Source organism: Streptomyces sp. DH12 (genome assembly GCF_020873895.1).
Classification (GTDB): domain Bacteria; phylum Actinomycetota; class Actinomycetes; order Streptomycetales; family Streptomycetaceae; genus Streptomyces.
In genome coordinates, this window is sequence record NZ_JAHWGT010000036.1 from 1 (window position 1) to 26,056 (window position 26,056).

Genomic DNA, 26,056 nt, shown 5'->3' on the forward strand with positions numbered 1-26,056 from the left:
GGTTCGGGGCGGGGGCGGGAGGGTGGCCCGGGCCATGGGTTGGGCGAATCGATTCTGCTAGATTGGTCTATACCACCTTAGCTAGTGTGACCCCTTTCCCCTCCTCCCAGATCGGCAGGCCCAGCGTGGAAGTTGTCATCGTCCAGGACGCCCAGGCAGGCGGCGCGCTCATCGCGGAGGGCATCGCCGACCTCCTGCGCCGCAAGCCCGACGCTCTGCTCGGCGTGGCCACCGGCTCGACGCCGCTGCCCATCTACGACGCGCTGACCGCCAAGGTCCGCTCGGGCGCCGTGGACGTCTCCCGCGCCCGGATCGCCCAGCTCGACGAGTACGTCGGTCTGCCCGCCGGGCACCCCGAGTCGTACCGCTCGACCGTGCTGCGCCAGGTGGTCGAGCCGCTCGGGCTGGACGCGGACGCCTTCATGGGCCCCGATGGCTCCGCCGAGGACGTGCAGGCGGCGTGCGAGGCGTACGACCGGGCGCTCGCCGAGGCGGGCGGGGTCGACCTCCAGATCCTCGGCATCGGCACCGACGGCCACATCGGGTTCAACGAGCCGTGCTCGTCGCTCGCCTCCCGCACCCGGATCAAGACGCTCACCGAGCAGACCCGGATCGACAACGCCCGGTTCTTCGACGGCGACATCGACCAGGTGCCCCACCACGTCATCACCCAGGGCATCGGCACCATCCTGGAAGCCCGCCACCTGGTCCTGCTGGCCACCGGCGAGGGCAAGGCGGAGGCCGTGGCCCAGACCGTCGAGGGCCCGGTCGCCGCGCTCGTCCCGGCGTCCGCGCTCCAGCTCCACCCACACGCCACGGTCGTCGTCGACGAGGCCGCCGCGTCGAAGCTGAAGCTCGCGGACTACTTCCGCCACACCTACGCCAACAAGCCGGCCTGGCAGGGCCTGTGAGCCGGTAGCGCCGCGGCGGCCGCGGACGACGGAGGGGCCGGGCACCTCACGGGTGCCCGGCCCCTCCGTCGTGTGCGCTACGCGCCCGCGACGACCTCCGCCGCCGCGATGCCGCAGACCCGCGCCGCACCGTGCGTCGCGATGTGCAGCGCCCCGCGCGGCGGAGCCTGGTTCAGGCCCATCTCCACCACGACCGTGTCGGGGCGGGCCGCGAGCAGTCCGTCCAACGCCTCCCTCATCCAGGCGTGACGGTGCGCGTCGCGCACGACGGCCACGATCCGGCGCTCCCCCGCCGCCCGCAGCACGTCCTCGGCGCCGGTTTCGGCGCCGTAGGTCCCGGTCCGGGTGCCCGGCAGGAGCCGCTCCAGCTCCACGCCGACGCCCCACGGGGTCTCGTCGCCGACGGCGATGTTCGCCTCCGGCGCGTAGGACGCCACGTGGACCGGTCCCGTCGGCGGCGCGTACGGCGTCCGGCCGGGCGTCACGCGCAGTGCGCGGCGGGCCGCCACCAGGCCGATGCCGGTGCCGGGCGCGGTCCCCTCCTGCACAGCCGCGCCCGGCTCCGTTCCGGCCCCCCCGGCCCGGTGCGACCGGGTCCAGGACGCCAGCGCGCGTACCCGCGCCGCCGCGTCGGCCAGCCGCTCCTCGGGCAGTTCCCCGCTCCGTACCGCCGCCACGAGCGCGTCGCGCAGGCGCAGGACGATCCCCTCGTCCGCGAGGCCGCCGCCGACGCAGATGGCGTCGGCGCCCGCCGCCACGGCGAGGACGGAGCCGCGCTCGATCCCGTACGTCGACGCGATGGCCTGCATCTCCATGCCGTCGGTGACGATCAGGCCCTCGAAGCCCAGCTCCCGGCGCAGCAGTCCGGTGAGGATCCGCGGGCTCAGGGTGGCGGGGCGGTCGGGGTCGAGCGCGGGCAGCAGGATATGCGCACTCATCACCGATTTGGAACCCGCCGCGATGGCGGCCCGGAAGGGGGCCAGCTCACGGGCGTGCAGTGTGTCCGGGTCCACATCGATGCGGGGCATCGCCAGGTGCGAGTCGACGTTCGTGTCGCCGTGGCCGGGGAAGTGCTTGGTGCACGCGGCGACGCCCGCGGCCTGCATGCCCTCGATGTAGGCGACGGTGTGGCGGGAGGCGAGCTCCGGGTCGGCGCCGAAGGACCGCACGCCGATGACCGGGTTGTCCGGGTCGGAGTTGACGTCGGCGGAGGGCGCCCAGTTGAAGTCCACCCCGCAGGCGGCGAGTCGGCGGCCCAGCTCGTGGGCGACGGCCCGGGTGAGCTCGGGGTCGTCGACGGTGCCGAGTGCGAGGTTGCCGGGGAAGGAGGAGCCGGTGCGGACCTCCAGCCGGGTGACGTCGCCGCCCTCCTCGTCGATGGCGACGAGGACGTCCTCGCGTTCGGCGCGCAGCCGCGCGGTGAGCGCGGTCAGCTGCTCGGGGGTGGCGATGTTGCGGCCGAAGAGCCCGACGGAGGAGAGTCCCTCGGCGACGCGCCGCAGCAGCCAGTCGGGGGGCGTGGTGCCGACGAAGCCGGGCTGGAGGACGGTGAGGGCGTCGCGGGTCAGCGTGTCGGAGGTGTCGCGTACGAGTGTGGTCATGGGCCCGGTCATCCCTTCACTGCGCCGGCCGTGAGGCCCGCGGCCATCTTGCGCTGGACGAGGAGGAAGAGGATCACGATGGGGACGGCCATCATGGTGGAGCCCGCCATCATGGGGGCGTACTCGGTGCCGTTCTTGGTGATGAAGTTGCCGAGCCAGACGGTGGCGGTCTGGTTCTGCTGGCTCATCAGCATCAGCGCGTAGAGGTACTCGTTCCACGCCTGGATGAAGCCGTAGACCGACGTGGCGACCATGCCCGGGGCGAGCAGCGGGAAGACGACGCGGATGAAGGCGCCGGTGCGGGTGCAGCCGTCGACCATGGCCGCCTCCTCCAGCTCCTTCGGGATGTTCACGATGAAGCCGCGCAGGGTCCACACCGTGAACGGCAGGATGAAGGTGAGGTAGGTGATGATCAGGCCGGTGATCCGGTCGTACTGGCCCAGGTCGTTGAGGAGCAGGAAGACCGGGATGATCATGGCGACCAGCGGGACCATCTGGACGGCGAGGATGCCGACGATCACGATCTTGCGGCCGCGGAAGGCGAACCGCGAGATGGCGAGGGCGGCGAGCATGCCGACGGCGATGCCGATGACGACGACGACCAGCGAGACGACGAGGCTGCGGCCGACGGGCCCCCAGAAGTCGGCGACCTCCAGGGCGCGCTTGAAGTTCTCCAGGGTGAAGGTGGAGGGGAAGAAGTGCGGGTCCGGGTCGATGGCGTCCTTGGCCGGCTTGAAGGCCGTGTTCACCATCCAGTAGACGGGGAAGCCGAGGACGACGAAGACGAGCAGGCCCACGAGGTTCCAGCCGAGCTTCGCGGGGCGCCGGCGGCGGGTGACGGCCCGGGGGGCCTTCGCGGCCGGGGCCGTCGGGGCGGCCGGGGCCACGGGGTTGGCCGGGGCGGCCGTGGCGTTGGCGCTCACTCCACCTCTCCGATCTTGAGCATCTGACGCATGTAGACGGCGACCGCGCCGAGCAGCAGGAAGACCGTGACGAGGGCGATGGCCGAGCCGGTTCCGTAGTCGTTCACGACGAACGCCTTGTCGAACGAGTAGGTGGTGAGCACCTGGAACTCGGGCTCGGGGTGGCCGTTGCGCATCACGTAGACCTGCGGGAAGACGCCCATGTCCCAGATGACGGAGAGGGTCGTCAGCATCACGATGATCGGCTTGAGGATCGGCAGGGTGACGAAGCGGAAGACGCCCCAGGCGCCGGCGCCGTCGAGCCTGGCGGCCTCCTCCAGTTCCTTGGGCACCTGGGTGAGGCCGGCGCTGAGGGTGATGACGACGAAGGGCACGGCGCCCCAGACGACGAGCAGCATGATCACGGCGAGGCCCTGGGAGCCGCTGGCGAACCAGTTGTGGCCGATCATGTCGATGCCCGGGAGCTTGTCGATCAGCCAGTTCAGGACGCCGTAGTCGGCGTCGAAGAGCCACTTGAAGATGGCCGTGGCGACGATGATGGGCATGCCCCAGCTGGCCACGAGGACGACGCTGATCAGCGCCTTCACCCACCGCGAGACCCGCTGGAGCAGCAGGGCGATGAGCATGCCGAGGACCATCGTCAGTACGACGGCGCCGCCGGCGAAGATGACCGTGCGCAGGACGACGGCCCAGAACTCGCTGTCGCCGAGGATCCTGGCGAAGTTGGCGAAGCCGACGGACTCGGCCTCCTGGAAGCCCCACAGCTGCGGCTGGCCGAACTTCTGGAAGGAGAGGGCCACCAGCCGGTACAGCGGGTAGCCCAGGACCAGGACCAGGACGGTCAGGCAGGGAGCGAGCAGCAGCCACGGGACCGACGCCCCGGTCCTCGCGGCGGACGCGGACGGTTTCCCGGCCGGCTTCCCCGGGTGGCGTCCGGCGCCCGGGCCGGGTGGTGGCGCTTGCCGCACCGGCGGCGCCTTCGCGGTGGTTGTCTCAGCGGCACTCATCCCGTGCTCCTCAGCGATCCCTCTCGTGGTGCGGGCCGGCGGGGCCCCGTCGCGGTCCGGCCGTGACGGGGCCCCGCCCACAGGTCACTTGGTGTTGATGACCTTGTCGATCGCGGCGTCCGCGTCCTTGGCGGCGGCCTCGACGGACTTCTTGCCGTTGGCGATCTCGACGAGCATCGTCTTGAGGATCTGGCCCTTCTCGACCTGGCCCCAGCCGGGCGCGGTCGGGACGAACCAGCTGGACTCGGCGGCGGTGGCCGGGACGGCGGTCGCCGGGTCGGCCTTCAGCGGGGCGAGGTCGGCCTTGTTGTTGGGCAGGTTGCCCTTGGCGACGAGGCCCTTCTGGCCCTGGGGGCCGGTGAAGGCGGCGATCCACTCGGCGGCGACGTCCTGGGACTTGGACTTCACCGGCACGGCCAGGTCGGAGCCGCCGAGGAAGACGGGGAGGTTCTTGCCCGACGGGCCGGGCATGACGAAGTTCTCCAGCTTGCCCTTCAGGCCGCCCACCTTGTCGTTCTTGGGGTCGGCGGCGGTGGCGCCCTCCCAGGCGGCGGCGAAGATCGTGGCCGCGTTGCCCTGGCCGAAGACGACGGGGCGGTCGGCCTCGTCCTTCGTCTTGTCCCCGTGCATGTAGGCGTCGAGGACCTTCTTGTACTCGGTGAGGCCCTTGACGGACTCCGGCGAGGAGAGGTTCGCCTTCCAGTTCTCGCCGTCCTGCTCGGCGATGGAGCCGCCGGCGTCGAAGACGAACGACATCGCGGCGTACCAGTCGGGGGCCGGCTGGTACCAGGCGCTGAACTTGTCGCCCTTCTTCGCCTGGATCTTGTCGAGGGCGGCGGTGAGCTCGGCCCAGGTCTTGGGGGCCGCCGTGACGCCGGCCTCCGCGGCGACGTCCTTGCGCCAGGTGCCGATGCGGCCGCCCGCGTAGTAGGGGACGCCGTACGTCTTGCCGTTGTAGGTGACGGACTCCTTCAGGGCGTCCAGCCACTTGTCCGAGTTCTCGAACTTGGCGGGGTCGACCTCGGCGAAGGCGCCCTTCGCCATGTAGCCGATCATCTCGGTGTTGCCCATCTCGACCACGTCGGGTGCCTTGTCCGTGGCGAGGACGGCGTCGAGCTTGGTGTTCTTGTCGGGCCAGCCGTAGTACTCGTGCTTGATCTTGATGCCCGGGTACTTCTTGGCGATCGCGTCGTCGGCCGCCTTGACCAGGTCCGGCCAGTTGTTCTGCGCGTCGACGGTCAGCCAGACGGTCAGCTCCTTGGCGCCGCCCGCCTTGTCGCCGCCGTTGTCGGAACCGCCGCAAGCAGCGAGACTGACCATCATGCCCGCGACGCCGATCGCCGCGATGAGCTTGCGCTTCACGCCACCCTCCTCAGGGATGCCTGCAACCCCTGCCCACCGCGGAGACGTGCGACGTACGACGCATCTTGCTCGTGGGACTGGGACCTGATCTTTAATGGTTTAGACCAGTAACCCGGAGCTTGGCCTAGACCTTTGGGGGTGTCAAGGGTGTATAAGAGGGGCTGTTGCGTCCGTTATCGGACCGACACCTGAGGAGGGGCGACGACCCGTGACCGGTCCGTGCCACCATGTGAGCCGCGACAGACGGAGGAGCCGGTGACGGCAACAGCACAGGAGTCGGAGAGGCAGGCCATGGCCACGGACAGTGGCGGTACGGAGCTCGGGAAGGCGCTCCCGTCCGAGAACGGGACGGCGACGCGGACCGCTCGCGTGCCCAAGTACTACCGACTCAAGCGGCACTTGCTGGACATGACCGAGACCATGCCCCCCGGTACCCCCGTGCCGCCGGAGCGCACGCTCGCCGCCGAGTTCGACACCTCCCGCACCACCGTGCGCCAGGCCCTCCAGGAGCTGGTCGTCGAGGGGCGGCTGGAGCGGATCCAGGGCAAGGGCACCTTCGTCGCCAAGCCCAAGGTCTCCCAGGCGCTCCAGCTCACCTCCTACACCGAGGACATGCGCGCCCAGGGCCTCGAACCCACCTCCCAGCTGCTCGACATCGGCTACGTCACCGCCGACGACACCCTCGCCGGGCTGCTCGACATCCAGCCGGGCGGGCGCGTCCTGCGCATCGAGCGCCTGCGCCTGGCCAGCGGCGAGCCCATGGCCATCGAGACCACCCACCTGTCGGCCAAGCGCTTCCCCGCGCTGCGCCGCTCGCTGGTGAAGTACACGTCCCTCTACACCGCGCTCGCCGAGGTCTACGACGTCCGGCTGGCCCAGGCGGAGGAGACCATCGAGACCTCGCTGGCCACGCCCCGCGAGGCGGGCCTGCTCGGCACGGACGTGGGCCTGCCGATGCTGATGCTCTCCCGGCACTCCATCGACGAGGACGGCGCGCCCGTCGAGTGGGTGCGGTCGGTGTACCGGGGCGACCGGTACAAGTTCGTGGCCCGGCTCAAGCGGCCGCGCGACGAGTAGGCCCGCGGGAGCGGACCCGGATCCGGATCCTGGCCCGGACCTCGACCCTGACCCGATCGGCGCACGGTTCCCGCCGGCCACAGTGGTCACAGCAGTCACACCGTTATCAAGCAACGGGTTCCCTCCCGCCGGGCCGTCCCCTAGATTCACCGCATCGCACGGCTGATCTTGAGGGGACGGTGCCGCCGTATGCCGGAGATGTCGCAAGAGAAACCACCCGTCGTCACCCCCGTGCGGGTGGTGATCGCGTTCTGTCTCGTCGCCCCGTTCGTCGCGATGCTCTGGGTGGGCTCCTACGCCCGGACCGAACCGGTGCTCATCGGGATCCCGTTCTTCTACTGGTACCAGATGCTCTGGGTCGTGCTCTCCACCGCGCTGACCATGCTCGCGTACCGGCTCTGGCACCGTGACCAGCGGGCCCGCGCCTCCCGGGACGGGGGTGCGGAGCGATGAAGGACGGTGTCAACGGCGTCGCGCTCGCCGTCTTCGTCTTCTTCTTCCTGCTCGTCACGGTCCTGGGCTTCATGGCCGCGCGCTGGCGGCGGGCCGAGAACGAGCAGAGCCTGGACGAATGGGGCCTGGGCGGCCGGTCCTTCGGCACCTGGGTCACCTGGTTCCTGCTCGGCGGCGACCTCTACACGGCCTACACCTTCGTCGCCGTCCCCGCGGCCATCTACGCGGCGGGCGCGGCCGGCTTCTTCGCCGTGCCGTACACGATCCTCGTCTACCCGCTGATCTTCACCTTCCTGCCGCGGCTGTGGTCGGTGTCGCACCGGCACGGCTACGTCACCACCGCCGACTTCGTGCGCGGCCGCTGGGGCTCCAAGGGCCTGTCGCTGGCGGTCGCCCTCACCGGCATCCTCGCCACCATGCCGTACATCGCGCTCCAGCTCGTCGGCATCCAGGCCGTGCTGGACGTGATGGGCGTCGGAGGCGGCGAGTCCACGCACTGGTTCATCAAGGACCTGCCGCTGCTGATCGCCTTCGGCGTCCTCGCGGCGTACACGTACTCCTCCGGGCTGCGCGCCCCCGCGCTGATCGCGTTCGTCAAGGACACGCTCATCTACCTGGTCATCGCGGTCGCCATCATCTACATCCCGATCAAGCTGGGCGGCTTCGACGCGATCTTCAGCGCCGCGAGCGACGCCTACGCCCAGGTCAACCCGGCGACCGACAAACCGCGCGGCGCGCTGGTGCCGAACGAGGCCGGCCAGTGGACGTACGCGACGCTGGCCCTCGGCTCGGCGCTGGCGCTGTTCATGTACCCGCACTCCATCACCGCGACGCTGTCCTCCGGCAGCCGCGACGTCATCCGCCGCAACACCACCATCCTGCCGCTGTACTCGCTGATGCTGGGCCTGCTGGCGTTCCTCGGGTTCATGGCGATCGCCGCGGGCATCAAGGTGCAGAACGGGCAACTGGCCATCCCGCAGCTCTTCGAGGACATGTTCCCCGACTGGTTCGCCGGGGTCGCCTTCGCCGCCATCGGCATCGGCGCGCTCGTGCCGGCCGCCATCATGTCGATCGCCGCGGCCAACCTCTTCACCCGCAACATCTACAAGGACTTCCTGAAGCCGGACGCCACCCCGGAGCAGGAGACCAAGGTGTCCAAGCTGGTGTCGCTGCTGGTCAAGGTGGGCGCGCTGGCGTTCGTCCTGACGATGGACAAGACGGTCGCCATCAACTTCCAGCTCCTCGGCGGCATCTGGATCCTCCAGACCTTCCCGGCGCTGGTCGGCGGCCTGTTCACCCGCTGGTTCCACCGCTGGGCGCTGCTCGGCGGCTGGGCGGTCGGCATGGTGTACGGCACGTGGACCGCGTACAACGTCGCCGGACCCACGCAGAAGCACTTCGGCGGCTCGTCGGCGGCGATCCCGGGCATCGGGGAGATCGGCTACATCGGCCTCACCGCCTTCGTGCTGAACGTCCTGGTCACGGTGGCCCTCACGTTCGCGCTGCGGGCTTTGCGGGCGCCGGAGGGGGTCGACGAGACGACCGCCGGCGACTACACCGCCGACGTGGGCGACGCGGGCGTGCGCCCGACGGTCCCGAAGGTCGGCACCGGCCACTGAGCCGGAACCCGCCCCGCGGCGAGGGCCCCCGCACCGTCCCGGCAGGGCGGCGGGGGCCCTCGTCCGTCCGCCGTGCCGGTACGCGAGGATGTGCGCATGACACGACGTACGGCGCCCGCCCCGCCGCCCCCGCTCCGCCCGCGCACCCGCCGGGCCCCGGCGGCCGCGGCCGCCCTGTCGTGCCCGCTGCTGCTCCTCGCCGGCTGCGGCACGCAGACGGTCGGCTCCGGGACCCCGGACCGGGCGGAGTCGGAGTCCCGCGCCGCCGCCCTGCAGACCAGGGCGGAGCACGTGTACGTGACCGAGGCGGACGGCTTCGCCCTCGCCGAGCAGTCGGTGGGCGTCCTCGGTGACGACGGCTTCTCCGCGTCGTACGTCTCGAAGAGCGGCGGCTTCCTCACCGTCGGCGTCGAGCGGGGCACGCTGGAGGACGCGGGCTGCGCCGCCACCCCGTCCGCCCGGTCCACCCGGTCCGCCCCGGCGACCGGTACCGGCGCGGAAGGTGACGCGCCGTGCGAGAAGGACGGCGCCCTCTGGTACCGCTCGGGCGACACCGGCCACGCGTACCTGCGCGTCGAGGGCGGACTGCGCATCCGCGTCAGCGCCGACCGCGCCGCCGTGGACCGCGCCACCCTGCGCGCCGCCGCCGAGCGGGCGCACCGCGCCTCGGACGCGGAGTTGGACGCGGTCCTGCCCGAACGCGCCGCCGGCACGGGCGGTACGGGAGGCACGGGCGGAACGGGCGGCACCGGGGGTGCGGCCGGCGCGCCCGTGGAGCGCGGCGACCTGCCGCCCGTGGGCGACGGCGCGCCCGACAACGGCGTGGGCGTCAGCGGCTGACCGGCGCGACGCACCCGGCAGGCACCCGCCCCGCACCCGCACGGCGCGCCCGCCCGGCGCCCGCCCCACGCCCGCCCGCACCGGCCTTCGAGGCCCTGCCGGCGGGCCCGGAAGCCCTCCCGGCGCCTGCCACGGTTCGCGTACGAGCCGACACTCTGACACAACATGTGGGGTGTGCCGTGAGGAGTGCCCCCCACATGTATGCTCGTCCTCGCTGTCGCAGCAGGGGAATCCGGTGAGAGTCCGGAACTGTCCCGCAACGGTGTACCGGTGTGCCTTTCGCGTACCCGCGAGTCCGACGACCTGCCGGCAGCGCGCCCGGACCGACCGGCCCGGGTGCCCAGACGTCCGGGCCTCGCGGAGTGGGCCGGTGGACGCGGTCACGCACGCCCCTGTGCCCGGGGTGAGGCGCGCCCCGCTCCCCCGCCCCCGCCCCGCGTGGCCCCGAGCCGAGCGAGGGAGAGCCCCCACGTGACCATCGCGCCAGCGGATCCGGCCTCAGCCACCGAAGTCGACGCGCCCGGGACCGCGCTGCTGCGGACCCTGACCGACCTCACCGCGGACCTCCCCGACGCCGACCCCGGCCGGGTCGCCGCCGCCGCCCTGCGCGGCCGGCACGCCGGGTCCGACGAGGCGGAACTGCGGGAGCTCGCCACCGAGGCGGCCGCCGGACTGATCGCCGAGGACCCCGCGTACTCGAAGCTCGCCGCGCGGCTCCTGACCCGGACCATCGCCGACGAGGCGGCGGGGCAGGGCGCGGTGTGCTTCTCGGCCTCCGTCGCCGTCGGCCACCGCGAGGGGCTCATCGCCGACCGCACCGCCGAGCTGGTCGCCGACCACGCCGACCGGCTGGACGCCGCGATCGACCCCACGGCGGACGACCGGTTCGGCTACTTCGGGCTGCGCACCCTGTACTCCCGCTACCTGCTGCGCCACCCGCTGACCCGCAAGGTGGTCGAGACGCCGCAGCACTTCCTGCTGCGCGTCGCCTGCGGCCTGTCCGCCGACGCGTCGGCGGACGCCCTCGACGAGGTCGAGGCGCTGTACCGGCTGATGAGCCGGCTGGACTACCTGCCGTCCTCGCCGACCCTGTTCAACTCGGGCACCCGCCACCCCCAGATGTCCTCCTGCTACCTGCTGGACTCCCCGCAGGACGAGCTGGACTCCATCTACGACCGCTACCACCAGGTGGCCCGGCTCTCGAAGCACGCGGGCGGCATCGGTCTGTCGTACTCGCGCATCCGTGCCCGCGGCTCGCTGATCCGCGGCACCAACGGGCACTCCAACGGCATCGTGCCGTTCCTGAAGACGCTGGACGCCTCCGTCGCCGCCGTCAACCAGGGCGGCCGGCGCAAGGGCGCGGCCGCCGTCTACCTGGAGACCTGGCACGCGGACATCGAGGAGTTCCTGGAGCTGCGCGACAACACGGGCGAGGACGCCCGGCGCACCCACAACCTCAACCTGGCGCACTGGATCCCCGACGAGTTCATGCGCCGCGTCAACGCCGACGCCGAGTGGTCGCTCTTCTCGCCGTCGGACGTCCCCGAGCTGGTCGACCTGTGGGGCGAGGAGTTCGACGCCGCGTACCGGGCCGCCGAGGCGAAGGGCCTGGCCCGCCGCACGATGCCGGCCCGCGACCTGTACGGCCGGATGATGCGGACGCTGGCGCAGACCGGCAACGGCTGGATGACGTTCAAGGACGCCGCCAACCGCACCGCCAACCAGACCGCCGAGCCCGGCCACACGGTCCACTCCTCCAACCTCTGCACGGAGATCCTGGAGGTCACGGACGACGGTGAGACCGCGGTCTGCAACCTGGGCTCCGTCAACCTCGGCGCGTTCATGGCCGGCGACTCCATCGACTGGGAGCGGCTGGACGCGACCGTCCGCACGGCCGTCACCTTCCTCGACCGGGTCGTCGACATCAACTTCTACCCGACCGAGCAGGCGGGGCGCTCCAACGCCCGCTGGCGTCCGGTGGGCCTGGGCGCGATGGGCCTCCAGGACGTCTTCTTCCAGCTGCGGCTGCCGTTCGACTCCCCCGAGGCGCGTGCCCTGTCGACGCGGATCGCCGAGCGGATCATGCTCGCCGCGTACGAGGCGTCCACCGACCTCGCCGAGCGCCACGGCCCGCTGCCCGCGTGGGAGAAGACGCGGACCGCGCGCGGTGTGCTCCACCCCGACCACTACGACGTCGAGTTGGCCTGGCCCGAGCGGTGGGCGGCGCTGCGCTCGCGCGTCGCCGAGGTCGGCATGCGCAACTCGCTGCTGCTGGCCATCGCGCCGACGGCGACGATCGCGTCCATCGCGGGCGTCTACGAGTGCATCGAGCCGCAGGTCTCCAACCTCTTCAAGCGCGAGACGCTGTCGGGCGAGTTCCTCCAGGTCAACTCCTACCTGGTGGACGAGTTGAAGAAGCTCGGCGTGTGGGACGCGCAGACCCGTGAGGCGCTGCGCGAGTCCAGCGGCTCGGTGCAGGGCTTCACCTGGGTCCCCGCCGACGTGCGCGCCCTGTACCGCACGGCGTGGGAGATCCCGCAGCGCGGCCTGATCGACATGGCCGCCGCCCGCACCCCGTTCCTGGACCAGTCGCAGTCGCTGAACCTGTTCCTGGAGACGCCGACCATCGGCAAGCTGTCGTCGATGTACGCGTACGCCTGGAAGCAGGGGCTGAAGACGACGTACTACCTGCGCTCCCGCCCGGCGACCCGGATCGCCCGCGCCGCCCAGGCGTCCGGCGCGGCCACCGCCCCCGTACCCGCCCAGCAGGTGTCCGAGCCCGACGCCGTCGCCTGCTCCCTGGAGAACCCCGAGTCCTGCGAGGCCTGTCAGTGATGAGCACCACCGAGAAGAACCTGCTCGACCCGGGCTTCGAACTGACTCTGCGCCCCATGCGCTATCCGGACTTCTACGAGCGCTACCGGGACGCCATCAAGAACACCTGGACCGTGGAGGAGGTCGACCTCCACTCCGACGTGGCCGACCTCGCCAAGCTCACGCCGGGCGAGCAGCACCTGATCGGCCGCCTGGTCGCGTTCTTCGCGACGGGCGACTCGATCGTCGCGAACAACCTGGTGCTGACGCTGTACAAGCACATCAACTCCCCCGAGGCGCGCCTGTACCTGTCGCGCCAGCTGTTCGAGGAGGCCGTGCACGTCCAGTTCTACCTGACGCTGCTCGACACCTACCTCCCCGATCCGGCGGACCGCGCGGCCGCGTTCGACGCCGTGGAGAACATCCCCTCCATCCGCGAGAAGGCGCAGTTCTGCTTCCGCTGGATGGACTCGGTGGAGAAGATCGACCGGCTGGAGACGCAGGCGGACCGCCGCCGCTTCCTGCTGAACCTGATCTGCTTCGCGGCGTGCATCGAGGGCCTCTTCTTCTACGGCGCCTTCGCGTACGTCTACTGGTTCCGCTCGCGCGGCCTGCTGCACGGGCTGGCGACCGGCACCAACTGGGTGTTCCGCGACGAGACGATGCACATGAACTTCGCGTTCGAGGTCGTCGACACCGTCCGCAAGGAGGAGCCGGAGCTGTTCGACGACGAGCTGCGGCAGCAGGTCGTCGACATGCTGAAGGAGGCCGTCGAGGCGGAGCTGCAGTTCGGCCGCGACCTGTGCGGCGACGGGCTGCCGGGCATGAACACCGAGTCGATGCGCCAGTACCTGGAGTGCGTCGCCGACCAGCGCCTGACGCGGCTGGGCTTCGCCCCGGTGTACGGCTCGGAGAACCCGTTCGCGTTCATGGAGCTCCAGGGCGTCCAGGAGCTGACGAACTTCTTCGAGCGCCGCCCGTCCGCTTACCAGGTGGCCGTGGAGGGCTCCGTCGACCTGGACGAGGACTTCTGACGGCGGGCGCCGGCACGCCGCTGGCCACGCGCTCGGCGGCCGGCGCCGCCGCCGCGCTGACCGTCGCCGCGGGCCTGGGAGCCAGGTCCGCGGCGACGGGCGCGTGGGCGGGGTACGCCGGCGACGCGCTGTACACGGTGCTGGTCGTGGCGCTGGTGGTGCTGGTCGCGCCCCGTACGCGGCCGGTGGCGGCGGCCGGGGCGGCGCTGGCGTTCTCGTGCGCGGTGGAGCTGTTCCAGCTGACGGGCGTGCCGGCCGCGCTGGCCGCGCACAGCCGGCTCGCGCCGCTGGTCCTCGGCACGTCGTTCCACGCACCGGACCTGCTCTGGTATGCGGTCGGCGCGGCGGCCGGCGGGGCGGTGCACGCCTTCTGCCGCGCCGCCTGCCGCCGCCGCGCCTGACGCGTCAGATGCCGCAGCTCGACGCGGACCAGAAGCGGTCGGCCCGGTGGTCCAGGTGGGTGTGGTCGCCGTGCCCGGGGTAGCCCGGGCCGAGGATGCCGTTGAACCCGTGGTTGCGGGCCTGCTGGGCGAGCCGGCACAGCGAGTGCGGGCCCGCGCCGAGGTCGGCGGCGTCCCCGTACAGATGGCGGCTGCTCGACGCGCCGCCGACCGCGTCGTTGCAGGCGTGGGAGCGGAAGCCGCTGGTCACCCTGATGGGCTGGTCGCCGAGCGCGTGGCGCAGGGCTTCCAGCTTCCACATGGTGCGCAGCGCGTTCGACTTGGCGGTGGCGGCGCTGACGGCCCCGCCGGACCAGGTGGTGTTGCAGTCGTTCAGCTCGGCGTAGCTGAAGTGGACGGGCGTGCAGTCGTCGTCCTGGAGGGCGTACAGCTTGCTGAAGGTGGCCGGTCCGGCGACGCCGTCGGCGGTGAGGCCGTACGCCGCCTGGAACCGCTTGACCGCCGCGGTGGTGGCCGGGCCGTAGGCGCCGTCGACGGCGAGGACGGCGCCGTGGCCGGGGTAGCCGGCGACGCGGATCTGCAACTGGGTGACGTCGGCGCCGGACGCCCCCTGGGAGAGCGTGCGCGACCAGGTGTAGCAGCCGTCGGCGTGGGCCGTGCCCGCGGTGGCCACCACCCCGACCGTCAGTGCCGACATGAGCATGACAAGCGACAGCAGGAGTCGTCCGGTCCGTCCGAGCATCGTGCCTCCGTCTCCGAGCGGGTGTCCCGGCGGTGCCGGCCGGGGCGGGCGGGACGGCGCGGGCGCCGTCCCGCTCCCGAGACTGGCGGGGCGGTCGACGCGCGTCAACAGGGCCTCGGCGCCCTTCACCCGCCCGTCCCCCGCCGGACGCGGACGGGTCCCGCCCCGGTCACCGCGGCGTGACCGGACCGGGACCCGGCGGCGGGGCCGGCCCGGCGCCGCTCGGCCGGCGGCCCGGTCGCCGGAGCCCGGCGGACGGCACTCGGCCGGCGGACGGCTCGGCCGGCCGCGCTCAGCCGTTGGCGCTCAGTCGTTGGCGACGACCGGGTAGCGGGGCGTGCCCTCGGCCATCTGCCTCAGCGCGTCCTTGCGGTCCCGCTTGGACAGCCGGTCGATGTACAGGTACCCGTACAGGTGGTCCGTCTCGTGCTGGAGGCAGCGGGCGAAGTACCCGGTCCCCCGCACCTTGATCGGGTTGCCCTTCAGGTCCTGGCCGCGCACCACCGCGTGGTCGGGCCGGGCCAGCGAGGCGTACGCCGTCGGCACGGACAGGCAGCCCTCGTTGGAGTCGTCGAGGTTGCGCCGGTCCGCCGGCAGCTCCTCCAGTACCGGGTTGCACACGGCGCCGACGTGCCGCACGCCCTCGTCATCGGGGCAGTCGTAGACGAAGACCTTCAGGTCGACGCCGATCTGGTTGGCGGCGAGGCCCACGCCCTCGGCGGTGCGCTGGCTGGCGAACATGTCGTCGACGAGCCGGGCGAGGTCGTCGTCGAACGAGGTGACGTCCTTGCACTCCTTGTGCAGCACGGGGTTGCCCACCACCGTGATCGGACGCGACGTGCCGCGCTCGCGGTGCGCCTGCTCGCGCTCCTCGCACTGCTCCGTGTCGACGACGAACCCCTCGTCGTCGACGGGGAGGGCGTCGAAGCCCTGCTGGTCCGTCTCCTGCTGCGCCATGTCCGGTTTCGCGCCTTCCCTGAGTACCCGTTGCCGTGTGCCCGTACAGCCTAAGGGGCCCCTGCGGCGGGCATCAGCAGACTTCCTCCAGATCGCGCCACTCGCGGCTGTCGGGGCTGTCGGCGACCCAGCCGTCCAGCAGCCCCCGCACCAGGCCGGCGGGCGCGGCGATGCCGCACTCCCGCTCGGGCACCCACAGGTCCCCGGCGGTGCGGTGGCCGAGCGGGCCCGGGTGCCCCGGCTCGCTGTGGTCGTGCGGGTCGAGGTGCTCGCCGTCGCCCTCGGCGCTCGGCATCCGGGACTCCGAGCAGGTGCGGCACAGCAGCCGCACGGACGAGGACCAGTCCTCGGCGGCGAACCCGGCGTCGGCGGCCAGCCGCTCCAGGGCGTCCCGGTCGGCCTCGGTCGCCGCCTCCAGCAGCACCACCCAGGTCGGCACGGGCGAGGGGGCCCACAGCTCGATCTCGTCGAACACGGGGAAGCTGTGCCCCGACGCGGTGGTGCGCTCGCCGTTGGGCACGCCGTCGTGGAGGACCACCTCGCCCCAGCGGCGCCCGGAGGACGGCAGCGGGATGGACAGCACCTCCATCCGGGCCGGGTCGAGCCTGCGGCCCCACACCACCTCGGCCTCGCCCTCCGGCGACAGCCGCACCGCGGCGCTGCCCAGCTCCATGCCGACCGGCTCCCCGCCGGGCGCGGTGCCGCCGGGCACCTTCAGCCCGTACGCCTGCCAGGCGCGGCGGGCCAGCGGCCAGTCCTGGAGGGCGGTCGCGGCGATGCCGACGTTCCACCAGTCGGGCGCCCCGGTCTCCTTGTCCAGCAGCGCGACGGCGCGCAGACCCGCGGCGCGGGCCTGCTCCCAGTCGTGCCGGAACTTGTGGAGGAGCGCCAGGTTGAACCAGGACTCCGAGAGCCAGGGTTCCAGATCGGCCGCGCGCGTCAGCAGCGCGCCCGCGTCCTCGTACCGCCCGTCCCCGATCAGCGTGAACGCGCGGTCGGTGGCCTGCCGCCACGAGGCGGAGGGCCGATGCCGTACCTTCCCGAAGATCCTCACGATTCCCGCCTGCCGGTCGCTGAAGGTCACTGCCCCCGGACACCCTCTCGTTGGCATCCAACCATGCCCGGTCGCACGCCCGCTCATTACCCATGGGTTACCCCGGTGCCCGCCCCTCGACGCCGCCCCGGGCGAGGACTCTGACGAGGGATTCCACGACCGCCGGGTGGTAGTCGCGGGCGGTCCCGAGCCTCAGGTGCTCCAGGGCCGCGAGCGCCCGGTGGGCGCTTTCCCCCGAGAGGTCGTCGTACGCGTTGACCGCCCGGACGATGCGGGCGGCGAGGGGCTGCTCGCGGTACGGGTCGGCCTGCCGCTCGACGACCACGGCGACGGCCGGCGGGACCCCGGTCTGGCGGACCACCGCCCCGCCGAGCAGGGCGATGCGGCGCTGCTCGGCGGCGGGCAGCAGGGCCGTGGCCCCGGCGGGAACCGGGTCGACCAGCGAGAGCTGGCCGATGTCGTGCATGAGGGCCGCGTACTCCAGGACGGTCAGGTCCTCGCGGCACAGGCCCAGCTCCCGCCCCACGGCCCGGCTCAGCGCGGCGACGCGGTGGGCGTGGCCAGGCGGGGTGTACCCGGCGATCTCGGTGGCGCGGGCCAGGGAGGCGATCGTCTGCCGGTAGGTGCGGCGCACGGCGGCGTACCGGCGGAACGCCAGTTGCGTCAGGAGCAGCGGTACGCACAGGACGGGCAGGGCCCACAGGCCCGCGACGGCCACCGCCAGGGCCATCACCGCGCCGGTGGCGCAGACGGCGGACGTGACCCCCGGCAGGGCCCTCAGCTCGTCGCGGAGCAGCGGCCCGTACGGGTAGCCGGTGCGGGCGCGCAGCAGCAGGGCGGCGAGGACGGCGTCGCACAGCGCGGTCAGGGCGAGGACCAGGAGCAGGAGCGGCACGTGCCGGGGCGACGGGGCGTCGCCGTGCAGGGGTCCGGCGCAGACGGCGGCGAAGGCGACGGTCAGCACCCGTCGGGCGGTCTGGTCGGGGTCGGGCCCCCGGCCCCGCGCCACGTGCGGCACGGCGCCCACGAGCACCCCGGCGGCGGCGACCGTCACGACCTGCCCCACCCCGGTCCCCGCGGGCGCTCCGGCCGGGTCCCCCAGGAGGGCGTACGCCAGCGCCCCCGCCGCCCCGAGCGGCGCCGGCTCCCGCTCGCGGGGCGGTCCGCCGCGGCGCGCGAGCTCGCCGACCGCGATCAGCACGCCGAAGGCCAGGGCCGTGCCGGGGTCCGCCAGTCCGTGCCAGAGGGTCCATCCGAGGGACGCGGCGGTCGCGGCGCCGGCGGTCGCGTGCACGAGGAGGACGGTGCGGGGCGGGCGCGGGCCGCGGGCCGCGCTCACCGCCCGCCCCCGGCGGCCCGCCCCGGCCCGGCACCGGGTCCGCGCCCGGAGCCGGGGGCGGGGGCCGCTCCGGTGCGGCGCGGGGGGTCGCCCGGTCCCGCGGTGGGCCGGGCGGGCTGGCCGGGAAGGGCGGGGAGGGGGCCGGGCGCGGGCCCGGGGGCCGGGCCCTCGGGCGGGGTCGGCTCGTCGGACGTCACGGCCGTCTGCCAGCCGTGCCGGGCGAGGGCGCGGGCGAGGGCCCGCACCATGTCCGGGTCGAAGTGGCTGCCGGAGCACCGGTCGAGTTCGGCGAGCGCCGCCTCCACCGGCCGGGCGCGGCGGTAGGAGCGCGTGGACGTCATCGCGTCGAAGGCGTCCGCCACGGCGACGACCCGGGCGACCTCGGGGATCTGGGCGCCGCGCAGGCCGTAGGGGTAGCCGCCGCCGTCGAGCCGTTCGTGGTGGTGGAGGATCGCGGCGCGGGCCTCGCCGAGGAAGCCGATGCCGCGGGTCATCTCGTGCCCGTACTCGGGGTGGAGCTCGATGATCCGGCGCTCCTGCGGGGTCAGCGGCCCGTTCTTGCGCAGGACGCGCGTGGGGACGCCCAGCTTCCCCACGTCGTGGAGGGTCCCCGCGAACCGCAGCACCTCCAGTCGCTCCTCCGCCATGCCCAGCTCGCGGCCGATCATCACCGAGGCGCGGCCGACGCGTTCGCTGTGGCCGCGCGTGTAGGCGTCCTTGAGGTCGACGGCCTGGACGAGCGCGCGGATGGTCGCGTGGTGGGCGGCGCGCTCGCGGTGGTACTGGGTGAAGGCCCAGCTCGTCGTGTACATCGGCAGGAGCAGCAGCAAGGCGGCGGGCCAGCCGTACGGGCCGCGCCAGAGCACGGCCATCACCAGGCCGACGAGGCCGTGCACGGCGTGGCCGGCGAGGGAGCGGCCGAGCAGTCCGCGCCAGGCGGCGCGCGGCGGCACCCGTTCGGCGGTGGCGAGGATCCCGCCGTCGAGGACGGTGAGCGCGGCGCAGAAGGCGAGGACGGCGGCGCCGGCGGGCAGCAGCGCGTACGGCAGGTCGGGCGGGAGCGGCCCGCCGGGCCCGGGGCCGCCGAGGGCGGCGGGGCCTTGGAGGAGGGCGGCGGCGTGGGCGGCGGCGTGGGCGGCGAGGGCGAGCCGGGCCGCCCGCCAGATCCGGCGGGTCCGCGGCGCGGGGCGCCGCTCGACCGGTGCGGCCAGCGCTCCCGGCAGGACGGCGAGCGCGGCGGCGGCCGGTGGGAGCAGCAGCGCGGCGGCGAGGAGGACGGGGAAGGAGAAGCCGTGGCCGCCCGGCGGGTCCCCGTCCCCGAGCCGGCCTGCGCTCCCCGGGCGGCCCGCGCTCCCGGGCCGGTCGGCGCGGGGCCGGACGCCGGGCCGCTCGCACACGCCGTACAGCCCGGCGAGGAGCGCGAGGGGGCCCCACGGGGTGGCGTCGGGCGCCGTGACCGCCGGGAGTGCGCTCGCGGCGGCGCCCAGCGCGGCGCAGGCGACGTACGCGCGTGCCGCTCCCGGAATCGCCGCCACCGCTGTCCCGCCTCCCGTCCGCCCGGCCGGACGCCGGGCTGGCCAGGCTAACGAGCGGGTCGGGGACGGGCGGCGGGACGGAACCGATTAGCACGTTCGGGTGACGGTGGGGGCGGCCGCTTGTGCGGGCCGCCGCCGGACGCCGTACGGCGGAGGCGCGGCGCGGCCCGGGAACGTGCGACGGGGCGCCCCCGCTGCGGTCAGCGGTGGCGCCCCGTCGGAGGCGTCGGCAGCCGGGCCGTCACTCCTGCGCGGTGGCGGGGACGTCCTGGCCGGCGGCGGGTACGTCCGCGGGGGCGTCCTGGGCGGTGGTGTGGACGTCGTGCGCCGGGACGGGCTCGCCCGCCCGGATCAGCTCGATCCGCCCCATGACCTTCGCGCGCAGGTCGCTGGGGACGTCATCGTGTCCGCAGCACCGCTTGACGAGCTTCTTCACGGCCTGTTCGAGCCCGTACTTCTCCAGGCACGGCGAGCACTCCTCGAAGTGCGTCTCGAACTTGGTGCAGTCACTGTCGGGCATCTCGCGGTCGAGGAACTCGTAGAGGTGGTCCAGGACCTCCGAGCAGTCCGTCTCGTGCGGCTCTCCGCAGCTCATGAGCCCGAGCCTTTCCGGTCGTTCGTGGACTCTCCGGCGCCCGCGGGCACCAGCCCGCGCTCACGGGCGTAGTCCTCCAGCATGCCGCGCAGCTGGCGGCGCCCACGGTGGAGGCGGGACATCACCGTGCCGATGGGCGTCCCCATGATGTCCGCGATCTCCTTGTACGCAAAGCCCTCGACGTCCGCGAGGTACACCGCGATGCGGAACTCCTCCGGGATCGCCTGGAGGGCTTCCTTCACGTCGGAGTCCGGGAGGTGGTCCAGCGCCTGGGACTCGGCCGAGCGCAGACCGGTCGACATGTGCGACTCGGCGCGGGCGAGCTGCCAGTCCTCGATCTCCTCGGCCGCGCTGCGCTGCGGCTCGCGCTGCTTCTTGCGGTAGGAGTTGATGAAGGTGTTGGTGAGGATCCGGTACAGCCACGCCTTGAGGTTGGTGCCCTCGCGGAACTGGTGGAACGAGCCGTACGCCTTGGCGTACGTCTCCTGCACCAGGTCCTCGGCGTCCGCCGGGTTCCGCGTCATCCGCAGGGCTGCCGAGTACATCTGGTCGAGGTAGCCGAGGGCGTCCCGCTCGAAGCGCGCGTTGCGCTCGCGGTCCGTCTCCTCGGGGCCTTCGTCGGTTCCCCTGTCGGTCCCAGTGACCGGACCCACCTCCTCCAGCGCGGTGGCGAGACCGAGTGCGGACCCGCTCGAATCGGAGAATAGTCGACCGGCCGCCGGCCGTCCCTTCCGATTTCCCTCGGCCGAGGCCCTCGGGGAGCCGGTCGCGGGGCCGGGCAGCACGGTCCAGTCCAGCTCGGCGGTGCGCGACCGGTCGGGGCAGATGGTCGAACCCATGCGGCGGACTTCCTCTCCTGGCTCTCCTGTGTCGTTCTTCGACGTACGGGACAACAGCGGTGGTCCGCCCGTCATTCCCGGTCAGGAGGGGAGGTCCGCGAGCCAGCGGGCCGCCCCCGCGGTGATCGTCGCGAGTGCCTCCTCCTGGGTGGTGGCGGCCCGCTTCGGTACGGCGAACGCGTGGTCGGCCCAGGCCACCTCCACGAGTTCGTGGCCGTCCGCGGGGAACTCGTCCGGCCGGCCGAAGGGGTCGTTGCCGCCCTGGACGACGAGGGTGGGCAGGCCGGTGCCGAGGAGTTCGTCGGCGCGGGACCGCTCCGGCCGGCCGGGCGGGTGGAGCGGGAAGGACAGGGCGAGCACGGCGTGCGCGCCCAGCGCGCGGGCGGTGCGGCAGGCGACGCGGGCCCCGGCGCTGCGCCCGCCGGCGACGACGGGCAGGCCGGGGGCGCGCAGCGCGGGCCACAGCGCGCGCCAGGCGGCGTCGAGGGTCTTCGGGGCGGGGGCGAGCTTGCGGCCCGCCACCCGCCAGGGCTGCTCGACGAGGGCGACGGTCGCGGCCGCGGCGCCCGGCAGGTGCGCGGCGAGGGCCTGGAGGTCGCGCGCCTCGATCCCGCCGCCGGCGCCGTGGCCGAGGGCGACGACGAACCGCGCGCCGGTCCCGGCGCCGTACCAGGTGATCCGGGCGTCGCCGGCGTCCGTGGGGATGGTCTCGGTCTGGGTCACGGGCCCATCCTCGCGCGCGGTGCCGCCCCGGGGCGCGCGCCGCACGTTCCGCCGCCGCGCCGCACGCCCGCCGCCCGCGCCCGCTTCCGCGCCGCGCTCCCGCTTCCGCGCCGCGCCCGCCGTCGGATCAGAAGAGGGTGCTCTCCTCCGGGGCGTCGAGCTCGGTCAGCAGCTCGGGCCCGTTGTTGCGGACGTTGCTGACGGCGGTGGGCACCGGGTAGGCCCGCATCAGCCCCTCGGGGGGCGGGGCGAGCAGGCCGCGCAGTTCCTCCACGTCGGTGCGCGCCGGGTCGAGCCAGGCGTCCCAGCGGTCGGGGGTGAGCATGAGCGGCATCCGGGGGTGGATGTCGGCGAGGGAGCGGGGGCCCTCGGCGGGCGCGACGCCGAGGGGGCCCTCCTCGGCCTCGGTGGTGATCACCGAGCAGGTCGCCCACCAGGCGGAGGGGTGGTCGGGCGGCAGCGTCGGGTCGCGCCAGAACTCGTACAGGCCCGCCATCGCGAAGACGGAGCCGTCGGCGGGGGTCACGAAGTACGGCTGCTTGCGGGGCCGCTTCTTCCTGCCCTCGACCTCCAGCTCGCGCTCGGCGGCGCCGGTGACCCACTCGTAGTAGCCGTCGGCGGGGAGGATGCAGCGGCGGGAGGCGAAGGCGCGGCGGAAGGCCGGCTTCTCGTGGACGGTCTCCGCCCGCGCGTTGATCATCCGGGCGGCGCCCTCCGGCGTCTTGGCCCAGGAGGGCACGAGCCCCCACTTCAGGGTGCGCAGCTGGCGAACCGGGCGGGGCGATCCGGCGTCCTTGAGGGGGCGGTCCAGCACCGCGTACACCTCTTTGGTGGGAGCGACGTTCCAGTCGGGCTCCAGGGCCTCGTCGGGCTCCCACTTCTCTATCCCGAAGACCCCCGCGAGGTCCTCCGGCCGTCGACTGGCCGCGTAACGTCCGCACATACTGTCCCACCCTGCCACGTCCCCGCGTCCCCCGAGGAGCCCTCCACTCCATGGCCACCACGAAGTTCCTGTCCGACGTGCTCGGCACCCAGCCGGCGCCCGAGCTGTGGCTGGTCCTCGCGACCGCCGCCGCCGCCCTGGCGGTGACCGTCCCGCGGACGCTGTGGCGGCTGTCGCGCAACGCGGTCACCATCGCCCACGAGGGCGGCCACGGCCTGGTGGCGCTGCTCACCGGCCGCCGCCTGGAGGGCATCCGGCTGCACTCCGACACCAGCGGGCTGACCGTGAGCCGGGGCCGGCCGACCGGCCTCGGCATGATCCTGACGGCGGCCGCCGGCTACACCGCGCCGTCGCTGCTGGGACTCGGCGGCGCGTGGCTCCTCGCCGACCACCGGATCACGCTGCTGCTGTGGGTGGCGACGGCCCTGCTGATCGCGATGCTGCTGATGGTCCGCAACGCCTACGGGGCGCTGACGGTCCTGCTGACGGGCGGGACGTTCCTGCTGGTGTCGTGGCTGACCGAACCGCAGGTGCAGGCGGCGTTCGCGTACAGCGTGGTGTGGTTCCTGCTGCTGGGCGGCGTGCGGCCGGTCTTCGAGCTCCAGACGAAGCGGCGGCGGGGTGAGGCGTGGGACTCCGACGCGGACCAGCTCGCCCGGCTGACCCACGCCCCGGCGGCGCTGTGGCTGTTCCTCTTCCACTCCGTGGCGCTCTGCTCGCTGATCGGCGGCGGCCGCTGGCTGCTCGGTCTGTGACCTGCTCGGCCCACTAAAGTGAGGGGCATGACCGATACCCCCGCGCACCGTGACCTCTGGCCCGCACCGCACGCGAGTGGCCCCGTCGATGCCACCGTCGCCGTGCCCGGGTCCAAGTCGGTCACCAACCGAGCCCTGGTCCTGGCCGCCCTCGCCTCCGAGCCGGGCTGGCTGCGACGCCCGCTGCGCTCCCGGGACACGCTGCTGATGGCCGAGGCGCTGCGCGCGCTGGGCGTCGGCATCGAGGAGACGGTGTCCTCCAGCTCCTCCGCCGCGGGCGCCCCGTCCGGTACGGGCGAGGCGTGGCGTGTCATCCCCGCCGGGCTGCACGGCCCCGCCGCGGTCGACGTGGGCAACGCCGGCACGGTCATGCGCTTCCTGCCCCCGGTGGCCGCCCTCGCCGACGGCCCGGTCCGCTTCGACGGCGACCCGCGCTCGTACGAGCGTCCGCTGCACGGCGTGATCGACGCCCTGCGCGTGCTGGGCGCCCGGATCGACGACGAGGGGCGCGGCGCGCTGCCGCTGACGGTGCACGGGGCCGGGGCGCTGGACGGCGGCAAGGTCGCCATCGACGCGTCGTCGTCCTCGCAGTTCGTCAGCGCGCTGCTGCTGTCGGCGCCGCGCTTCAACCAGGGCGTCGAGGTGCGGCACACGGGCCCGCGGCTGCCCTCGATGCCGCACATCCGGATGACGGTGGACATGCTCCGCGCGGTGGGCGCGCAGGTCGACGAGCCGGAGACGGGCGGCGAGCCGAACGTGTGGCGGGTCTCCCCGTCGGCGCTGCTCGGCCGGGACCTGGTCATCGAGCCGGACCTGTCCAACGCGCAGCCCTTCCTGGCGGCGGCGCTCGTCACGGGCGGCCGGGTCACCGTGCCCGACTGGCCCGCGCGGACGACGCAGCCGGGGGACGCGCTGCGGGAGATCTTCACCGAGATGGGTGGCTCCTGCACCCTGGACGACGCCGGTCTCACCTTCACCGGTTCGGGTCGGATCCACGGCATCGACGTGGACCTCGGCGAGGTGGGCGAGCTGACCCCCGGCATCGCGGCGGTCGCGGCCCTCGCCGACTCGCCGTCGACGCTGCGCGGCGTGGCGCACCTGCGGCTGCACGAGACGGACCGGCTGGCGGCGCTGACCAAGGAGATCAACGGCCTCGGCGGTGACGTGACCGAGACGGAGGACGGGCTGCACATCCGGCCCCGCCCGCTGCGCGGCGGCGTCTTCCACACGTACGACGACCACCGCATGGCGACGGCCGGCGCCCTGATCGGCCTCGCCGTCGACGGGGTGCGCGTGGAGAACGTGGCGACGACCGCCAAGACCCTGCCCGACTTCCCGCAGATGTGGACCGAGATGCTCGCGACCGAGGCCTGAACGACATGCGCCGCTACGGCAGGAACGCCGACGAGGACGACATCCGCGTCCGCCCCAACCGCAAGGGCAACCGCCCCCGCACCAGCATCCGCCCCAAGCACGAGGACGCCGCGGACGGCATGGTCCTCACCGTGGACCGCGGCCGCATCACCTGCCTGGTGGAGGACCGCGCGGTCGTCGCGATGAAGGCGCGGGAGCTGGGCCGCAAGGCGGCGGTGGTGGGAGACCGGGTGTCGCTCGTCGGCGACCTGTCGGGCGGGAAGGACTCCCTCGCGCGGATCGTGCGCATCGGGGAGCGCTCCTCGGTGCTGCGCCGGACGGCCGACGACGACGACCCCTACGAGCGGGTCGTCGTCGCCAACGCCGACCAGCTGGCCATCGTCACCGCCCTCGCCGACCCGGAGCCCCGCCCGCGGTTGATCGACCGCTGCCTGGTCGCCGCGTTCGACGGCGGCCTCGAGCCGCTGCTGGTGCTCACCAAGTCGGACCTGGCGCCGCCGTCGGCGCTGCTGGAGCTGTACGGCGCCCTCGACATCCCCTACGTCGTGACCAGCCGCGAGGAGCTGTACGACGGGGGCGCGGCGGACCGGGTGCGCGCCCATCTGTGGGGCCGCACCACGGCCTTCGTCGGCCACTCCGGCGTGGGCAAGACGACCCTGGTGAACGCGCTCGTGCCCGAGGAGCAGCGGCGGTCGACGGGCCACGTCAACGCCGTCACGGGCCGCGGCCGCCACACGACGACGTCCGCGCTGGCGCTGCCGCTGGGCGGCGATCGGGGCGGCTGGGTGGTCGACACCCCGGGCGTGCGGTCGTTCGGGCTGCACCACGTCGACCCCTCGCGCGTCATCAACGCCTTCCCGGACCTGGAGCGCGGCACGGACGGCTGCCCGCGGGCGTGCAGCCACGACGAGCCGGACTGCGCGCTGGACGCGTGGGTCGAGGCGGGGCACGCCGATCCGGCGCGGCTCTACTCGCTGCGGCGGCTGCTGTCCACGCGGGAGCGACGCGAGGGCGACTGATCCGTCCGGTGCGCCGGCCTGACGGTGAGTAAGTGCATAATCACACCCAGGCGGCGCGCCGACGGCGCCCGGAGCGGGCGCGCACGGCGCTCGGACGGCGCGCGGAGCACGGCGCGGGCACGCGGCGCGCGAGGGGACG

The 26,056-nt window shown here is 73.6% G+C and carries 24 protein-coding genes and 1 riboswitch; of the genes, 11 read left to right on the top strand and 13 right to left on the bottom strand.

Annotated features, from left to right (window positions below; all coding sequences use genetic code 11):
* Positions 1-125: 125 nt before the first annotated feature.
* Entirely contained in the window at positions 126-911 is a 786-nt protein-coding gene (gene nagB, locus LPA54_RS26700) for a glucosamine-6-phosphate deaminase (RefSeq protein ID WP_228982360.1), read from the top strand.
* A 77-nt stretch (positions 912-988) separates the two neighbouring features.
* On the opposite strand, the gene LPA54_RS26705 is transcribed toward nagB, so the two are convergent.
* The 4 genes from LPA54_RS26705 to LPA54_RS26720 all read right to left on the bottom strand — a co-directional run bounded on the left by LPA54_RS26705 (position 989) and on the right by LPA54_RS26720 (position 5,804).
* On the bottom strand, positions 989-2,512 hold the full coding sequence (locus tag LPA54_RS26705; RefSeq protein WP_228982275.1) for a glycoside hydrolase family 3 protein: 1,524 nt from the start codon (positions 2,510-2,512) through the stop codon (positions 989-991).
* An 8-nt stretch (positions 2,513-2,520) separates the two neighbouring features.
* Positions 2,521-3,309, bottom strand: coding sequence for a carbohydrate ABC transporter permease (locus LPA54_RS26710; protein WP_228982361.1), 789 nt, complete (start codon positions 3,307-3,309; stop codon positions 2,521-2,523).
* Positions 3,310-3,431: 122 nt separating this feature from the next.
* Positions 3,432-4,442 carry a carbohydrate ABC transporter permease gene (locus LPA54_RS26715; protein WP_228982277.1) on the bottom strand — a complete coding sequence of 337 codons (1,011 nt, stop codon included), beginning with the start codon at positions 4,440-4,442 and terminating at the stop codon, positions 3,432-3,434.
* 84 nt (positions 4,443-4,526) lie between these two features.
* Positions 4,527-5,804, bottom strand: a complete 1,278-nt coding sequence (locus LPA54_RS26720; RefSeq protein WP_228982279.1) for an extracellular solute-binding protein — start codon at positions 5,802-5,804, stop codon at positions 4,527-4,529.
* A 291-nt stretch (positions 5,805-6,095) separates the two neighbouring features.
* Between LPA54_RS26720 and LPA54_RS26725 the strand changes: the two genes are divergently transcribed.
* From LPA54_RS26725 to LPA54_RS26755, 7 genes are all read left to right on the top strand, one after another.
* Positions 6,096-6,881 carry a GntR family transcriptional regulator gene (locus LPA54_RS26725; RefSeq protein ID WP_228982362.1) on the top strand — a complete coding sequence of 262 codons (786 nt, stop codon included), beginning with the start codon at positions 6,096-6,098 and terminating at the stop codon, positions 6,879-6,881.
* 189 nt (positions 6,882-7,070) lie between these two features.
* Entirely contained in the window at positions 7,071-7,334 is a 264-nt protein-coding gene (locus LPA54_RS26730) for a DUF3311 domain-containing protein (RefSeq protein WP_058945426.1), read from the top strand.
* Positions 7,331-8,953, top strand: coding sequence for a monocarboxylate uptake permease MctP (gene mctP / locus LPA54_RS26735; protein WP_228982280.1), 1,623 nt, complete (start codon positions 7,331-7,333; stop codon positions 8,951-8,953). Before LPA54_RS26730 ends, mctP begins: the two co-directional genes overlap by 4 nt.
* Before the next feature lie 96 nt (positions 8,954-9,049).
* Entirely contained in the window at positions 9,050-9,793 is a 744-nt protein-coding gene (locus LPA54_RS26740) for a hypothetical protein (RefSeq protein ID WP_228982281.1), read from the top strand.
* Positions 9,794-9,981: 188 nt separating this feature from the next.
* Positions 9,982-10,119, top strand: a riboswitch (cobalamin riboswitch).
* A gap of 145 nt (positions 10,120-10,264) precedes the next feature.
* Positions 10,265-12,628, top strand: a complete 2,364-nt coding sequence (locus LPA54_RS26745; RefSeq protein WP_228982282.1) for a ribonucleoside-diphosphate reductase subunit alpha — start codon at positions 10,265-10,267, stop codon at positions 12,626-12,628.
* The gene (locus tag LPA54_RS26750; protein WP_228982283.1) at positions 12,628-13,641 is read left to right on the top strand and encodes a ribonucleotide-diphosphate reductase subunit beta; all 1,014 of its coding nucleotides are present in this window, start codon (positions 12,628-12,630) and stop codon (positions 13,639-13,641) included. The genes LPA54_RS26745 and LPA54_RS26750 overlap by 1 nt, the downstream gene beginning before the upstream one ends.
* Positions 13,638-14,042 carry a DUF2809 domain-containing protein gene (locus LPA54_RS26755; protein ID WP_228982363.1) on the top strand — a complete coding sequence of 135 codons (405 nt, stop codon included), beginning with the start codon at positions 13,638-13,640 and terminating at the stop codon, positions 14,040-14,042. Before LPA54_RS26750 ends, LPA54_RS26755 begins: the two co-directional genes overlap by 4 nt.
* A 4-nt stretch (positions 14,043-14,046) precedes the next feature.
* Here the strand turns inward: LPA54_RS26755 and LPA54_RS26760 are convergent, their stop codons facing one another.
* The 9 genes from LPA54_RS26760 to LPA54_RS26800 form a co-directional block, all read right to left on the bottom strand.
* Entirely contained in the window at positions 14,047-14,784 is a 738-nt protein-coding gene (locus LPA54_RS26760; protein WP_228982285.1) for a D-Ala-D-Ala carboxypeptidase family metallohydrolase, read from the bottom strand.
* A gap of 306 nt (positions 14,785-15,090) precedes the next feature.
* Positions 15,091-15,741 carry a peptide deformylase gene (gene def, locus LPA54_RS26765; RefSeq protein ID WP_228982287.1) on the bottom strand — a complete coding sequence of 217 codons (651 nt, stop codon included), beginning with the start codon at positions 15,739-15,741 and terminating at the stop codon, positions 15,091-15,093.
* 73 nt (positions 15,742-15,814) lie between these two features.
* Positions 15,815-16,795, bottom strand: a complete 981-nt coding sequence (locus tag LPA54_RS26770; protein ID WP_058940697.1) for a hypothetical protein — start codon at positions 16,793-16,795, stop codon at positions 15,815-15,817.
* A 97-nt stretch (positions 16,796-16,892) separates the two neighbouring features.
* Positions 16,893-18,089, bottom strand: coding sequence for an HD domain-containing protein (locus tag LPA54_RS26775; protein ID WP_228982288.1), 1,197 nt, complete (start codon positions 18,087-18,089; stop codon positions 16,893-16,895).
* Between the two features lie 41 nt (positions 18,090-18,130).
* Positions 18,131-19,669, bottom strand: coding sequence for an HD-GYP domain-containing protein (locus tag LPA54_RS26780; RefSeq protein WP_228982290.1), 1,539 nt, complete (start codon positions 19,667-19,669; stop codon positions 18,131-18,133).
* 241 nt (positions 19,670-19,910) lie between these two features.
* Positions 19,911-20,264: a mycothiol system anti-sigma-R factor gene (gene rsrA, locus LPA54_RS26785; RefSeq protein ID WP_228982292.1), complete on the bottom strand. Its 354-nt coding sequence runs from the start codon at positions 20,262-20,264 to the stop codon at positions 19,911-19,913.
* Positions 20,261-20,917 (bottom strand): sigma-70 family RNA polymerase sigma factor, encoded by a 657-nt coding sequence (locus LPA54_RS26790; protein ID WP_058940678.1) that lies wholly within the window; start codon positions 20,915-20,917, stop codon positions 20,261-20,263. The genes rsrA and LPA54_RS26790 overlap by 4 nt, the downstream gene beginning before the upstream one ends.
* 267 nt (positions 20,918-21,184) lie before the next feature.
* Positions 21,185-21,826, bottom strand: coding sequence for an alpha/beta family hydrolase (locus tag LPA54_RS26795; RefSeq protein WP_228982294.1), 642 nt, complete (start codon positions 21,824-21,826; stop codon positions 21,185-21,187).
* Positions 21,827-21,953: 127 nt separating this feature from the next.
* Positions 21,954-22,769 (bottom strand): SOS response-associated peptidase, encoded by an 816-nt coding sequence (locus tag LPA54_RS26800; protein ID WP_228982296.1) that lies wholly within the window; start codon positions 22,767-22,769, stop codon positions 21,954-21,956.
* Positions 22,770-22,819: 50 nt separating this feature from the next.
* Between LPA54_RS26800 and LPA54_RS26805 the strand changes: the two genes are divergently transcribed.
* Genes LPA54_RS26805 through rsgA form a run of 3 tightly spaced genes read left to right on the top strand, consistent with a single transcriptional unit; the run spans position 22,820 to position 25,917 of the window.
* Entirely contained in the window at positions 22,820-23,524 is a 705-nt protein-coding gene (locus LPA54_RS26805) for a M50 family metallopeptidase (RefSeq protein ID WP_228982297.1), read from the top strand.
* Positions 23,525-23,551: 27 nt separating this feature from the next.
* On the top strand, positions 23,552-24,898 hold the full coding sequence (gene aroA / locus LPA54_RS26810; protein ID WP_228982300.1) for a 3-phosphoshikimate 1-carboxyvinyltransferase: 1,347 nt from the start codon (positions 23,552-23,554) through the stop codon (positions 24,896-24,898).
* A gap of 5 nt (positions 24,899-24,903) precedes the next feature.
* Entirely contained in the window at positions 24,904-25,917 is a 1,014-nt protein-coding gene (gene rsgA, locus LPA54_RS26815; RefSeq protein WP_228982301.1) for a ribosome small subunit-dependent GTPase A, read from the top strand.
* Positions 25,918-26,056 lie beyond the last annotated feature (139 nt).

Excerpts from the sequence above, each read along its gene's own strand:
- LPA54_RS26705 (WP_228982275.1), bottom strand. The coding sequence starts at position 2,512 with ATGACCACACTCGTACGCGACACCTCCGACACGCTGACCCGCGACGCC.
- LPA54_RS26715 (WP_228982277.1), bottom strand. The coding sequence starts at position 4,442 with ATGAGTGCCGCTGAGACAACCACCGCGAAGGCGCCGCCGGTGCGGCAA.
- LPA54_RS26725 (WP_228982362.1), top strand. The coding sequence starts at position 6,096 with ATGGCCACGGACAGTGGCGGTACGGAGCTCGGGAAGGCGCTCCCGTCC.
- LPA54_RS26730 (WP_058945426.1), top strand. The coding sequence starts at position 7,071 with ATGCCGGAGATGTCGCAAGAGAAACCACCCGTCGTCACCCCCGTGCGG.
- mctP (WP_228982280.1), top strand. The coding sequence starts at position 7,331 with ATGAAGGACGGTGTCAACGGCGTCGCGCTCGCCGTCTTCGTCTTCTTC.
- LPA54_RS26740 (WP_228982281.1), top strand. The coding sequence starts at position 9,050 with ATGACACGACGTACGGCGCCCGCCCCGCCGCCCCCGCTCCGCCCGCGC.
- LPA54_RS26750 (WP_228982283.1), top strand. The coding sequence starts at position 12,628 with ATGAGCACCACCGAGAAGAACCTGCTCGACCCGGGCTTCGAACTGACT.
- LPA54_RS26760 (WP_228982285.1), bottom strand. The coding sequence starts at position 14,784 with ATGCTCGGACGGACCGGACGACTCCTGCTGTCGCTTGTCATGCTCATG.
- def (WP_228982287.1), bottom strand. The coding sequence starts at position 15,741 with ATGGCGCAGCAGGAGACGGACCAGCAGGGCTTCGACGCCCTCCCCGTC.
- rsrA (WP_228982292.1), bottom strand. The coding sequence starts at position 20,264 with ATGAGCTGCGGAGAGCCGCACGAGACGGACTGCTCGGAGGTCCTGGAC.
- LPA54_RS26800 (WP_228982296.1), bottom strand. The coding sequence starts at position 22,769 with ATGTGCGGACGTTACGCGGCCAGTCGACGGCCGGAGGACCTCGCGGGG.
- LPA54_RS26805 (WP_228982297.1), top strand. The coding sequence starts at position 22,820 with ATGGCCACCACGAAGTTCCTGTCCGACGTGCTCGGCACCCAGCCGGCG.
- aroA (WP_228982300.1), top strand. The coding sequence starts at position 23,552 with ATGACCGATACCCCCGCGCACCGTGACCTCTGGCCCGCACCGCACGCG.
- rsgA (WP_228982301.1), top strand. The coding sequence starts at position 24,904 with ATGCGCCGCTACGGCAGGAACGCCGACGAGGACGACATCCGCGTCCGC.